At 71.8% G+C, this 12,221-nt stretch carries 11 protein-coding genes and 1 pseudogene; 5 read left to right on the top strand and 7 right to left on the bottom strand.

Annotated elements, in window-relative coordinates:
- Nucleotides 1–71: 71 nt before the first annotated feature.
- From PV963_RS06050 to PV963_RS06070, 5 genes are all read right to left on the bottom strand, one after another.
- Nucleotides 72–1,184, bottom strand: a complete 1,113-nt coding sequence (locus PV963_RS06050) for a hypothetical protein (RefSeq protein ID WP_274814548.1) — start codon at nt 1,182–1,184, stop codon at nt 72–74.
- A gap of 23 nt (nt 1,185–1,207) precedes the next feature.
- Entirely contained in the window at nt 1,208–1,765 is a 558-nt protein-coding gene (locus tag PV963_RS06055; RefSeq protein ID WP_274814549.1) for an RNA polymerase sigma factor, read from the bottom strand.
- 156 nt (nt 1,766–1,921) lie between these two features.
- Nucleotides 1,922–3,811: an ATP-binding cassette domain-containing protein gene (locus tag PV963_RS06060; RefSeq protein WP_274814550.1), complete on the bottom strand. Its 1,890-nt coding sequence runs from the start codon at nt 3,809–3,811 to the stop codon at nt 1,922–1,924.
- Between the two features lie 233 nt (nt 3,812–4,044).
- The gene (locus PV963_RS06065; protein WP_274821953.1) at nt 4,045–4,764 is read right to left on the bottom strand and encodes an SDR family NAD(P)-dependent oxidoreductase; all 720 of its coding nucleotides are present in this window, start codon (nt 4,762–4,764) and stop codon (nt 4,045–4,047) included.
- Nucleotides 4,710–5,294 (bottom strand): helix-turn-helix domain-containing protein, encoded by a 585-nt coding sequence (locus tag PV963_RS06070; RefSeq protein WP_274821954.1) that lies wholly within the window; start codon nt 5,292–5,294, stop codon nt 4,710–4,712. The genes PV963_RS06065 and PV963_RS06070 overlap by 55 nt, the downstream gene beginning before the upstream one ends.
- Nucleotides 5,295–5,448: 154 nt before the next feature.
- On the opposite strand from PV963_RS06070, the pseudogene PV963_RS43590 reads away from it, so the two are divergent.
- From PV963_RS43590 to PV963_RS06085, 3 genes and pseudogenes are all read left to right on the top strand, one after another.
- A pseudogene (locus tag PV963_RS43590) lies at nt 5,449–5,768 on the top strand (EamA family transporter); the annotation flags it as partial.
- Between the two features lie 46 nt (nt 5,769–5,814).
- A complete protein-coding gene (locus PV963_RS06080; RefSeq protein WP_274814552.1) occupies nt 5,815–6,522 on the top strand; it encodes a B3/B4 domain-containing protein in 708 nt (235 codons plus the stop codon).
- 24 nt (nt 6,523–6,546) lie between these two features.
- Nucleotides 6,547–7,206: an FMN-binding negative transcriptional regulator gene (locus tag PV963_RS06085; RefSeq protein ID WP_274814553.1), complete on the top strand. Its 660-nt coding sequence runs from the start codon at nt 6,547–6,549 to the stop codon at nt 7,204–7,206.
- A 33-nt stretch (nt 7,207–7,239) separates the two neighbouring features.
- Here PV963_RS06085 and PV963_RS06090 read toward each other — a convergent pair whose 3' ends face one another.
- Nucleotides 7,240–7,905: a TetR/AcrR family transcriptional regulator gene (locus PV963_RS06090; RefSeq protein ID WP_274814554.1), complete on the bottom strand. Its 666-nt coding sequence runs from the start codon at nt 7,903–7,905 to the stop codon at nt 7,240–7,242.
- Nucleotides 7,906–8,032: 127 nt separating this feature from the next.
- Between PV963_RS06090 and PV963_RS06095 the strand changes: the two genes are divergently transcribed.
- On the top strand, nt 8,033–9,244 hold the full coding sequence (locus tag PV963_RS06095; protein WP_274814555.1) for a cytochrome P450: 1,212 nt from the start codon (nt 8,033–8,035) through the stop codon (nt 9,242–9,244).
- Between the two features lie 20 nt (nt 9,245–9,264).
- On the opposite strand, the gene PV963_RS06100 is transcribed toward PV963_RS06095, so the two are convergent.
- Nucleotides 9,265–10,980, bottom strand: coding sequence for an IlvD/Edd family dehydratase (locus PV963_RS06100; RefSeq protein WP_274814556.1), 1,716 nt, complete (start codon nt 10,978–10,980; stop codon nt 9,265–9,267).
- Between the two features lie 143 nt (nt 10,981–11,123).
- On the opposite strand from PV963_RS06100, the gene PV963_RS06105 reads away from it, so the two are divergent.
- Nucleotides 11,124–12,131: a zinc-dependent alcohol dehydrogenase gene (locus tag PV963_RS06105; protein WP_274814557.1), complete on the top strand. Its 1,008-nt coding sequence runs from the start codon at nt 11,124–11,126 to the stop codon at nt 12,129–12,131.
- The last annotated feature ends 90 nt before the right edge of the window (nt 12,132–12,221 follow it).

The raw sequence follows: 12,221 nt of genomic DNA on the forward strand, positions 1-12,221 counted from the left end.
CCACACGCTCCATGGGCGTGGCTGCCGGCCCCGGCGCGGCGTGCGCGCCGCGGCGGGGTGCCGGGTGCCCGTCAGCCGATGCGGTCGGTCCATCCGACCTTGAGGTAGGTCGTGCGGACGAGGGAGGTGGCGCCGAGTTCGCTGGTCTGTTCCAGTACGCGGCTGGTTCGCGGGTCGATGAAGTAGTAGGGGCCGTCCACGTAGGTGCGGGAAGCGGCGGAGGGCTCCGCCCCCATCTTCTCCTTGCGATTCTCCACCTCGCGGCGGAGGTTGATCACGGTGCCCGGACGGCCCTGGCTGTCCTTGACGTTCTGGGTCATGGTCACCCCAGGGGTCTCCGCGACGATCTGGAACAGCGCGGAGCGCAGCCGGGGGCTCGCCGGGGACTCCGCGAGCAGCGCCATGGCCTGGTCGAACCGCTGTGCGGCGCCCTTGGAGAAGTGGGCCTTCAGCGCTTCCGGGTCGGTGGGCAGCCGGTCGAAGTCGGTCCAGGACAGCCGTCGGTCGCCCACGGGCCAGTCGGCGATGTTGTGGCCCGACCTGGTCACCTTGCCGCTGGGGTGCCGAATCCAGGTGGCGCCCGACCGGTCGCTGTAGACGGTCACCGTGGCCGTCGCCCGGCCGTCCTTCGCCCAGTAGTGGGACATCCAGTACTTCCCCTGGGGCGCCGGGGCCTCTGTCGAGACCTCCGCCATCTCGTTCAGGAACCGGGTGGCCGCCGAGGCCGTGGACGCGGGCTTGCCTCCCACGTCCAGCACCGGATACGCAACCGCCCCCGCGGCGAGCACCGCCACCGCCGCACCCGCGACCAGCAACCGGCGGCGGCGCGGGCCCCGGCTTCGCCGGCCCCCGGTCCCCGACGGTTCCTCCCCGTCCGGGCCGTGCGCTGCGCGGCCGACGAGCCGTGGTGTCCGCGGAGGGGCCAGGTACGCCGTCGGACCGTCCCGTCGCGCCACGGCGGGCGGCAGCACGGCGTCATGCGCCAGGGCGGCGCGCGTGTTCGTGGTCTCGCGCTCCGCGAGGCGTGCCAACAGGTCGCGTGCGGCGGTGAGTTGGTCCGCCCGGGGCGGAGCCACGGCTCCGGCCGCTATCAGTTCGTCGGCGCCCGGGAAGTCGAGAAGGTCGTCGCGTTCGTTCATCCTGCCCGTCCCGTCCATCCCATGGTTTCCGTTCCTGCTGTTCATGCCGTTCACTCCTTCTGTGTCCGTCACGTGGGGCCGCCTGTCAGCTCGCGGGAGGCGCCGGAGCGCATGCGGTTGCGGGCGCGGTGCAGTCGAGTGCGAGCCGTCGCGGCGGGTATGCCGACCACGGCCGCGGCCTCGCTCGGCGTCAGCTGCTCCCAGGCGACCAGGAGCAGCAACTCGCGTTCGTCCGGGGGCAGTTCAGCGAGAGTCGCGCGCAGTCGCGGGGCCATCGCGGCGGCGACGAGCCGGTCGTCGACCGCCTCCCAGGGATCGTCGGCCCCGCTCGATCCCGCCGGGCCCGGCGGCCGGGATGCCGCGAGCCGCCGCCAGTGCGCGGACAGGACGTTTCTGGCCACGCCGAACAGCCAGGCTCGTACGGACCCCCGGTCGGGATCGAAACCGTGTCGCGTCGCGTACGCCTGGAGCCACAGCTCGGCGAGCAGGTCGTCGGCGGCTGACGGCGCGCGGCGCGCGAAGTAGCCGTGCAGGCCCACCGAATGTCGCTCGACCAGCGGCTCGAAGGCTGCCGGGTCCAGCACTGCAGGGGTCGGCGCATGCTTGTCGTTCAGGTCCTTGGTCACCGGACCTCCGTCTCAGGACCTCTGCCGGCGGACCGCCGGTCGGCGGTCTCACCCTCTACTTGGCGGAAACCGGCTCGAGCGTTCGCGAGACCGGTGGTGCCGTTGTCGTCGGCGACGAGGCGGGCGCGTGGGTCAGGTTGCGAGGTTCATGGTCCGTCACCGGTCCTGGGACAGGGAGACGAGTTCCGCGAACAGGCCTCCGGCGTTCGCCAGTTCCTCGTACGTGCCCTGTTCGATGACGCGGCCCTGGTCCATGACGATGATGCGGTCGGCGAGCTTGGTGTTCTCGAGCTGGTGGGTGACGACGATCGTCATGCGCTCGGCGGCGATCCGCTTGATCTCCAGGAAGATGGCGTGCTCGCCGCGGGCGTCCATCTGCGAGGTCGGTTCGTCCAGGATCAGGAGCGGGGTCCGCCTGTAGAGGGCGCGGCCGCATGCGAGGCGTTGCCACTGCCCGCCTGACAACTCGGCGCCGCCCCACAGCTCTTTGGCGAGGAGGGTGTCGAGCTGCTGGGGCAGTTTCCCGATCGCCTCGCGCATGCCGACGGCGTCGACGACGTCCCACACCGGCCCGTCGTCGAGCGTCCGGGGCTGGCCGAGGGTGATGTTCTCGCGGGCGCGCAGGGGCCAGGCGGCGAAGTTCTGCGGGACGAGCGCGGTGCGTTTCCACACGGCGTCGGGGTCGGCCTGGGCGAGGTCGGTGTCGTCCCACAGGACGCGGCCCTTGTCGGCGAGCAGGATGCCGGTGATGAGTTTGGTCAGGGTCGACTTGCCCGAGCCGTTCTCGCCGACGACGGCCAGGATCTCGCCGCGCCGCAGCGTGAGCGATACGCCTGCGACGGCGGGTTCCTCCTTGCCGGGATACTGGTAGACGACCTCGTCGAGGCGGATCTCGTCCACTCGTTCCGGGACGGCCAGGTCCCCGCGCCTGGGTGCGCGCTCACTCGCCATGTCGAGGAAGGACCGCATGTCGGCGAGGTAGAGCGAGGTGTGGAACATCGCGGCGCCGTGGATGACGAACTGGGAGAGCGCGGCCAGTGTGGTCTGGACGGCGACCACGGCGGTGGCCGCGACGGGCAGGGCGATGCGGCCGGTGGCGGCCAGCCAGGCCAGCGTGGTCCAGGTGCACAGCAGGAAGACCCCGCCCAGGGCGCTGGTGCCGAGGGTGATGCGCAGCATGCGCGGGGCAGCGGTCAGGGTGCGCTCGTCGATCCGGTCGGACAGGGCGCGGTACCAGTAGGTGAGGTAGCCGGTCATGCCGTTGGCGCGGACCTCGTCGCCGAAGCGGGAGTAGGTGGCCCACCAGCGCATCATGGAGCGCACGTTGCGGTCGCCGAGGTTGAGGTAGTGGGTCTCGTAGTCGACGCGTGCCGACAGGACGGCTCCGGCGCCGGCCGGGAGGACGGCCAGCAGGAGCAGGGGCAGCAGCAGCGGGTGCAGCGTCGTGACGACCCCGCTCGCGGCGACCATGCGGATGAGGGCGGACATGAACCGCTGAGCGTCCTGCACCATCAGCCGGGTCCGGGTGACGCCGATTTCGGCGGCCTCCTGCCGGTCGGCGAATCCGTCCTCGCCGTAGGCGCTCGACTCCACGCGGCACACGGCGGTCACCAGCGCGATGTCCGCTTCGGTCGTCAGCAGCGGGGTGATGCGTCCGTCGGCGTACGAGGACAGGGCGCCGCTGATTCGGCCGATGGCGGCGGCCGTCGTCACGACGATCAGGGCGGGCAGCGCGGCGTGCAGGCGTTCGGACACGGTGCCGGTGCCGAGGATGTGGGTCATCGCCTGTGCGGTGAACGCGAGGACGACGGCGGCCGCGCCGCCGGTCAGCAACTGGCAGGCGAGGAGCAGCACGACGCCGGTCCTGTCGACGGCCCACGCCATCCGGGCCGTGTGCCCGAGCACGGCGGGCAGACGTCGGCACATCGCGGTGAAGCCGGCGTCTGCCAGCGGGTTCTTGCCGAACTTGCCCTCGAAGGTGATGGTGGCCGGGGGTGGAGGGGGCGGCGACTTCGCGTTGTCGGTCGAGGCGTCGGTGACCGTCATCCGCATCGCTCCTCGGGTCGTGCCGCACCTGGATGGCTCGGCGGTGCACGGCATAACGACGCAGCGCGGGAATCGAACGCGATCGATTCCGGACGCGTGCGCCCCCAGGTGCGGCAAGGACGCGAACGGGTGGACGCGGTACTGAAGCCGCCCCGGGGCGGCTTCGGTTGGCCGAAACGCCGAGGCCTGAAACACGAGTGACGGATGAGGTTCGCGGACCTGGAGCCCGGCTGTCAGAGCTTGGAGACGAGCTCCGCCTGGTCGCGCTTGGTGGTGTGCAGTTCCCAGTAGAGGGGGGAGATCCGCTCGGGCTTGGTCGCCTCCAGCCCGGGGATGACGGAGACGCCGATCGACGCGTCGATACCGACATGGGCGGCCTGGATGCCGGTGCCTGCGTCGGCCAGTTCCTTGTGCAGGTTCATCGCCCAGTTGCGCAGGGCCGCGGCGGCGGCGTTGACGTTGGCGACCCTCGGGTCGGGCCAGATGGATCCGGCGCCGGTGGTGTAGAGCAGGGTGCCCGCGCCGGCCTCCCGCATCGCGGGCAGCACGGCCTGGGTGGCGGTGATGGCGCCGTACAGCTGGAAGTTCATCTCGAACTCCACGTGAGACGGCTCGGTCCCGGCCGGAGCGGTCAGCGTGGTGACGCCGAAGGTCCCCACCGGGGAGTACTCCAGTACGTCGATGCCGCCGAACCGCGTGGCGGCGTCCTTGAGCGCCTGGGTGAGCGCGTCGCGGTCGAGTACGTCCGCGGGGAACGCGGCGGCGGTGATGCCCTCGGCGGTCAGCGTGCCGACGAGGTCGTCGAGCTTGGCGCGGTCGCGGGAGATCGCACCAGCGAATCCGGATAGGGCAATCCGGTTACCGACGCGACCACACGAGCGATCGGCACTCTGGCGGTTCAGCTCGCCGGGATGGGGCCGGGTGGCAGATGGACCGTCATGATCAGGTGGCAGGTCTGGGTGCCCGCACCGCGGTAGGTGTGCGGGGTGTCGCCGTCGAACGTGGCGGTCTGGCCCGCCTCGACGGTGTGCTCGGTGCCGTCGACGATCAGGGTCATCCGGCCGGAGGTGACGCTGACGGTTTCCACCACTCCGCCCTGGTGGGGGTGGCTCGGGTATTCCTCGTCCGGTTCCAGCCGCCAGCGCCAGACCTCGACCGGCGCGGGCCCTGACGTCGTCAGCATCAGCCGGGCCTCGCTGCCCCGCTCTCCGGTCCACAAGGGGGCCACGGCCTCTGCGGACACGACACGGACGCGGCCTGCGGGCGGTCCCTGCATCAGGGCGGACACCGAGATGCCCAGGGTGTCGGCCAGCCGGACCAGGGTGGCGAGGTTGGGGTTGCCCTGGGCTTTCTCGAGTCCCACCAGGGCGCCCTTGCTGACCTGGGCGCGCCGGCTGAGTTCCTCCAGCGTCAGGCCCGCGCGGATGCGGGCCGCCCGGACGTTGTGTGCGACCGTCCGCAGGGCTGCGGCTGCCTCGGCCACCTGATCACCATCCTTGCAGCTGGAACATTCGACTGCACCGCCCGGTCGTTTTATTGACACCAGCCGGTCGTTCTGTTGTATGGTCTGGTCGTTCCACTGAATGGTAAGGGATGTGCCGTGATCGCTCTGCTGCTGGTCCTGGGCAGCTCGCTCGTGGCCGGTGATCGGAGCCTCGTCCAGCGCCGGCACCCTCGGCCGGGATGCCGCGTCCGGGTCGCCTCCGCCGCCGCGTTCGCCCTGCTCTACCGCACGCCGGCGAGCGGTCCCGCCATCGCCCTTCAGCTTGTCTGCCTGCATCAGGCGCCGTCCGACAGCCGGGTGGCGCCGCTGATCGTCGGCCGGGCGGTCTCCTCGGCCGTCACCCCGGCCGCGGCGGAGGTGATGCACCGCAGGCTGGGCTCGGAGCGGCCCGCGTACGCCCTGCCGGCAGCCGCGGGTGTGCTGGACTCCATGGCGAACCTGCTGCTCCTGCTCACCACCGAACCAAGGCCCGCCCCGACGCGAGAAACGGAAAACCCGCATGCCCACCTTCCACCTCACCCCCGCCGTCGCGGACGCCTTCCCCGACACCCTCATCGCCCTGGTTACCGCCACCGGCCTGCGCGGCCACGAACCCTGGCCCCACACCGCAACCGCCGTGGCGGACCTGGAGCAGCAACTCGCCGACGGCACCTGGCAGCCCGCCGACGAGACCGACCCCCGCATCGAGGCCTGGCACACCGCCTACCGCTCCTTCGGCACCAACCCCCGCCGCATCCGCCCGAGCGTCGACGCGCTCGGCCGCCGCCTCGCCAAGAAGGGCACGCTGCCGCGCATCAACCCGGCCGTCGACTCCTACAACGCCGTCTCCGTCCGCCACGGCCTGCCCGCCGGCGCCTTCGACCTGGCCCACGTCGCCGGGGACGTCGCCATCCGTTACGCGGACGGCACCGAGTCCTTCACCCCGCTCGGCGAACCCGACACCGTCGAGCACCCCAAGCCCGGCGAGATCATCTACGCGGACACCACCGGCGTCCTGACCCGCCACTGGAACCACCGCGACGCCCACCGCACCCGCGTCACCGAGGACTCCACACACGTCGCCTTCGTCCTCGAAACCCTCCACGCGACCCGCGACGGCGATCTCCTCAAGGCCGCGGCGGAGGAGCTCCAGGGCCTGCTCGCCCCGCACGCCGCACAGACCGCCGCGTCCTACCTCAGCCCGGCCGGACCCCGGACCACCACCTGAGCCCCAACGGCGCGAAAGGCTGCCATGTACCTCCCCAAGCACTTCGTCCCCGACGAGGCCTCGGTCCGTGAACTGCTGGACCACCACGGCGCGTCCGACCTGATCACCATGACCGCCGAGGGCCTCGTGGCCACCCTGCTGCCTTTCGAGTACGACCCGGACGCCGGCGAACACGGCGCCCTCGTCGGCCACATGGCGCGCGGCAACGACCAGTGGCGTCGGCCGGTGCAGGGCGAGGCCATGGTGATCGTCCGCGGGCCCGAGGCGTACGTGACACCGTCGTGGTATCCGGCCAAGGCGGAGCACCACCGGGTGGTGCCGACCTGGAACTACATCACCGCGCACGTGTACGGGCAGTTGGTCGTGCACGACGACCCGGCCTGGATCGAGAGCCAGGTACGCCGCCTGACCGACCGGCATGAAGCCGGGCGCGCCGAACCCTGGTCCGTCGACCAGGCCCCGGCGAAGTTCGTGGAGCGGCAACTGCGCGGCATCGTCGGCGTCGAGGTGGTCATCAGCCGTGTCGAGGCCAAGTTCAAGCTCAGCCAGAACCAGCCGCAGAACAACATCGAGGGCGTCGTCGCGGGCCTCGAAGCGCGCGACCGGCCCGACGACGCCGCGGTCGCGGCAGCGGTACGCGCCCACAACCCGCACGCCGCCGTGGTCGGTCGTCGAGAGCGCTGAAGCGAGACGGGCTCCCAACGGGGGCGGGGCGCGTCAGTCGGCGTCCGTGCCCGAGAGTCTCCTGGTGACGAGGCCGAGTGCGTGGGCGAGTTGTTCGCGGTGATCGTTCAGCACCTCGGGGGTGATGCCCCGGTCGGCCGTTTCACGGGCGAATTCGTCGGCGGCGACCTTGAGTACGGCGTTCATGGTGGCGGCCTGCACGCGCACCTCGAACGTCTCGGGCGGCATGGCCATGCGTTCGGCGAGGACCTCGGTGAACGTCTCTTCGGCGCGCTCCCGGAGCACGAGGTAGGCGGCGCGCAGCGCGGGTTCGTCATGGGTCATGCGGATGACGGCGAGAACCGCCTCGACGTCCTCGGACGAGGAGTCGAGGACGGGCTGGTAGGCCGTGCGCAGGTGTTCGATCAGGCCGGCTTCGGACGGCCAGGCGTGCAGGACCGTCCGGAAGGCGTCGAGCATCTTCCTGAGCAGCGGCTCGACGCAGCTCTCCTTGGTCGGGAAGTAGCGCCACAGCGTGCGCTCGGAGACTCCGGCGGCCCGGGCGATCTGCTCGCCGGAGGTGGCGGCCACGCCCTGCTCGGCGAACAGCCGGACCGCGTGGCGGGAGATGTCGAGGCGTTGCCGCCCGCGTTGCTCGTCGCTGACCGGCGGCCGGCCCCGGCGGGGTGTACGGCCGCTGTCCACCATGAGGTCCTCCATCAGGCGATCTAAACACGCGAGCGACAGGGGAGACGACTGACCGAAACTTTAATGACAGTTACTGCCAATAAACTGCTACGTTCGGGGCGGCTCGAAGATCGCATGCGGAGATCACAGGAGGAGCGCCATGAGCGTTACCGCCGAGCGACAGCAACTGCCCTTCCCGAGGCCGAACGTTCTCGACCTCGCGCCCCTGTACGGCGTACTGCGCCGCGAGGCGCCGGTCACGCCGGTCACCACACCGGCCGGTGATCCCGCCTGGCTGGTCACACGCTTCGAGGAGGTGCGCGACCTGCTCGGCGACAAGCGACTCGGCCGCTCCCACCCCGAGCCGGAACGGGCGTCACGCCTGACGTCCGCCGCGGTCATGGACGGCCCCACGGGCAACTACGACACCGAGGAGGCCGACCACACGCGGATGCGCCGGCTGCTGACCCCGGCGTTCTCGGCCAAGCGGATGCGGATGCTCTCCGACCACGTCCAGCACCTGGCCGACACGTGCGTCGACCGGCTGATCACCGAGCACGCCGCCGCCCCCGACCGGGTCGTCGACCTCCAGGCCGGGCTGGCGTTCCCGCTGCCGGTCGCCGTCATCTGCCGGCTGCTCGGGGTGCCCGAGAGCGACCGTGAGCGCTTCGCCTCGCTGTCGGAGCGCATGTCCGACCACGCCATCGGCGACGAAGCCCACCGGGCGCGGGACGAGTTCAACGAGTACATGACCGGTCTGGCCGAGACCAAGCGAGCGCAGCCGGGCGAGGACGTCATCTCCGACCTCGTCCGCGCGCAGAGCACCGACACGGACTACGACTACGCCGACATGATCCAGCTCTGCGTCGGGCTGCTGTTCGCCGGCCACGAGACCACGGTCAACCGCATCGGCCTGGGCACGCTCTTCCTGCTCACGCGTCGCGACCAGTGGCAGGCGCTGACCGCCGACCCCGACGGCCGGGTCAACGCCACCGTGGAGGAGATCATGCGCCTGGGCGCGCCCGGCGACCTCGGACTGCTGCGGTACGCGCACACCGACGTCGACGTCGCCGGTGTCACCATCCGGCGCGGCGACGCCGTGATCCTGTCGGTCAACTCCGCCAACCGCGACTCCTCCGTCTACACCGACGCCGAGACCTTCGACCCCGACCGTCCCGAACGCACCCACCTCGGCTTCGGCCACGGCGTGCACTTCTGCATCGGCGCGAGCCTGGCCCGGGTGGAGTTGCGCATCGTGTTCGCCACGCTGGCCCGCCGCCTGCCCGGTCTGCGGCTCGCCAGGGAGCTGGACGAGCTGGAGGTGCGCACCACCCTCACCGGTGGCGTCACGGAACTGCCCGTGACGTGGTGAATCCCCGAGGTGACCTGGTGTCAGTGCGACTCACGGGTCACCTCGGAGCCGCTGGAGCCGACGAGGAAGTCGAGGTCGGCTCCGGTGTCGGCCTGCAGGACGTGGTCGACGTAGAGGCGTTCCCAGCCGCGCCGGGGCTTGGCGAAGCCGGTGACGGTGGCCTTGTCGGGGGTTCTGCGGGCGAGTTCGCCGTCCGGCACGTCGACGTCGATACGGCGGGCCTCGACGTCGAGGGTGATGAAGTCCCCGGTCCGTACGAGGGCGAGGGGGCCGCCGGCCGCGGCCTCGGGGGCCACGTGCAGGACGACCGTGCCGTAGGCGGTGCCGCTCATCCGGCCGTCGCAGACCCGGACCATGTCCCGCACGCCCCGGGCGAGGAGCTTCTTCGGCAGGGGCATGTTGGCGACCTCGGGCATGCCCGGGTAGCCCTTGGGTCCGCAGCCGCGCAGCACGAGGACGGAGTCGGCGTCGACGTCGAGACCGGGGTCGTCGATACGGGCGCGGAAGTCCTCGATGCTGTCGAAGACGACGGCCCGGCCCCGGTGCCGGAGCAGGTGCGCGGAGGCGGCGGCCGGTTTGATGAGGGCGCCGTCGGGTGCGAGGTTGCCGCGCAGGACGGCGATGCCGCCCTCGGCGACCAGTGGCCGGGCGCGGGTGCGGATGACCTCGCCGTCCCAGATCTCGGCGTCGTCGAGGTAGTGGGCGAGCGGCCTGCCGGTGACGGTCAGCGCGTCGGGGTCGAGCAGGTCGCGCACCTCGCGCAGGACGGCGAGCAGGCCGCCGGCTCGGTGGAAGTCCTCCATGAGGAAGCGGCCGGCCGGCTGGAGGTCCACCAGGACCGGCACGCGGGAGCCGATGCGGTCGAAGTCGTCGAGCGACAGGTCGATGCCCAGCCGGCCCGCGACGGCCAGGAGATGGACGACGGCGTTGGTCGAGCCGCCGATGGCGGCCAGGGCGACGATCGCGTTGCGGAAGGACGCCTCGGTCAGGAACGTCCCGGGTCGCCGGTCGGCGCCCACCATGTCCACCGCCAGCCGGCCGGTGTGGTGCGCGGCCTCCAGCAGCCGGCTGTCGGGGGCGGGGATCCCGGCAGTACCGGGGACGACCGTGCCGAGCGCCTCCGCCACCAGCGCCATCGTCGAGGCCGTGCCCATCGTGTTGCAGTGGCCGCGGCTGCGGATCATCGCCGACTCGGAGCGGGTGAACTGTTCCTGGGAGAGCGTGCCCGCGCGGACCTCCTCCGACAGCTGCCACACACCGGTGCCGCAGCCCAGCAGTCCGCCGCGGAAGGTGCCGTTGAGCATCGGGCCGCCGGGGACCACGACCGCGGGCAGGTCCACCGAGGCCGCGGCCATGAGCAGCGACGGGATCGTCTTGTCGCAGCCGCCGAGCAGGACGACGCCGTCGACGGGGTTGGCCCGCAGCATCTCCTCCGTGGCCATCGCGGCCATGTTCCGCCACAGCATGGCGGTGGGCCGCACCTGGGTCTCACCGAGCGACACCACCGGGAGGTCCAGCGGGATGCCGCCCGCCTCGTACACGCCGTTGCGCACCGAGGCCGCGACCTCGTTCAGATGCGCGTTGCAAGGGGTCAGGTCCGAGGCGGTGTTGGCGATGGCGATCTGCGGCCGGCCGGTGAAGGCGTCGCCGGGCACGCCGCGTCGCATCCATGCCCGGTGGATGTAGGCGTTGCGGTCCTGTCCCTCGTACCACTGCGCGCTGCGGAGTCTCTCCATGGAGCCCTTCCGATAGACGGTACAGCGGTCTAGATTCCGGAACGTCATGAAGCATAAACAGACGGTCGAGCGAGCGACATGCCCGAGCTGACGGAACCGCCCGGCCTCCTGGGCGAGCCCCACCCGTGGTGAGCCGTCGCGTGATGCGCGCGTTCGTCCTGACCGGTCCCGGCGCGTACGAGGTCCAGGAGCTTCCGGTGCCGGTGGCCGGCCCCGGTGAGGTCGTCGTCGACGTCGAGCGGGTCGGTGTGTGCGGCACGGACGTGGAGTTCTTCACCGGTGCGATGGCCTACCTCCACCAGGGCCACTCCGCCTACCCGATGCGGCCGGGCCACGAGTGGGCCGGGCGGGTGACGGCGGTCGGCGGCGGTGTCGATCCCGGCTGGCTCGGCCGCCGTGTCATGGGTGACACCATGCTCGGCTGCGGCACCTGCCGCCGCTGTCTGCGCGGGCGTCAGCATGTGTGCGAGCAGCGGCGGGAGGTCGGCATACGCGGGGGCCTGCCCGGGGCACTGGCGGAGCAACTCGCCGTACCCGCCTCCTCGTTGCACGCCCTGCCCGACTCCGTCGACGCCGTGCTCGGCGCTCTTGTGGAGCCCGGCGGCAACGCCCTGCGCGCCGCTCGGGCCGCCGCGCCGGCGCCCGGGGACCGCGCCCTCGTTCTGGGCCCGGGGACGATCGGGCTGCTGGTGGCGATGTTCCTGCGCGCGTCCGGCGCCGAGGTGCACCTCATGGGCACCACCGAGAGCTCCCTGGCCTTCGCCCGCTCCCTGGGCTTCGAGCACGTGTGGACGGAGGACTCCGTGCCGGAGGTGCCCTTCGACGCGGCCGTCGACGCCACGAACGCCGCCCGGCTGCCGGACCTGGCCCTGGAACTGGTCGAACCCGGGGGCCGCCTGGTGTACATCGGGCTGGCCGGCGAGCCCAGCAGGATCGACACGCGCACGCTCGTCCTCAAGGACGTGACCGCGACAGGTGTCCTGTCCGCCTCCCCCGGCCTCGACGCCACCATCCGGGCGTACGCCGCCGGATCGGTCGACCCCAGGCCGCTCGTCGCCGCCACCGTGGGCCTGGACGAGGTGGGCCCCGTCCTCGCCGGCGAGCGCCCGGCCGGCTCCGGGCCCGGCCCCAAGATCCATGTCGAACCCTGAGGATCCGTCGCCGGGTCACCGGCCGTCCGCTCGTGCGACCAGCGGGAGATCGGCGGGAGTGAAGGCGACCGGGTCCTCGGTCCGGCCGAG

It is taken from the genome of Streptomyces coeruleorubidus (assembly GCF_028885415.1).
Classification (GTDB): domain Bacteria; phylum Actinomycetota; class Actinomycetes; order Streptomycetales; family Streptomycetaceae; genus Streptomyces; species Streptomyces coeruleorubidus_A.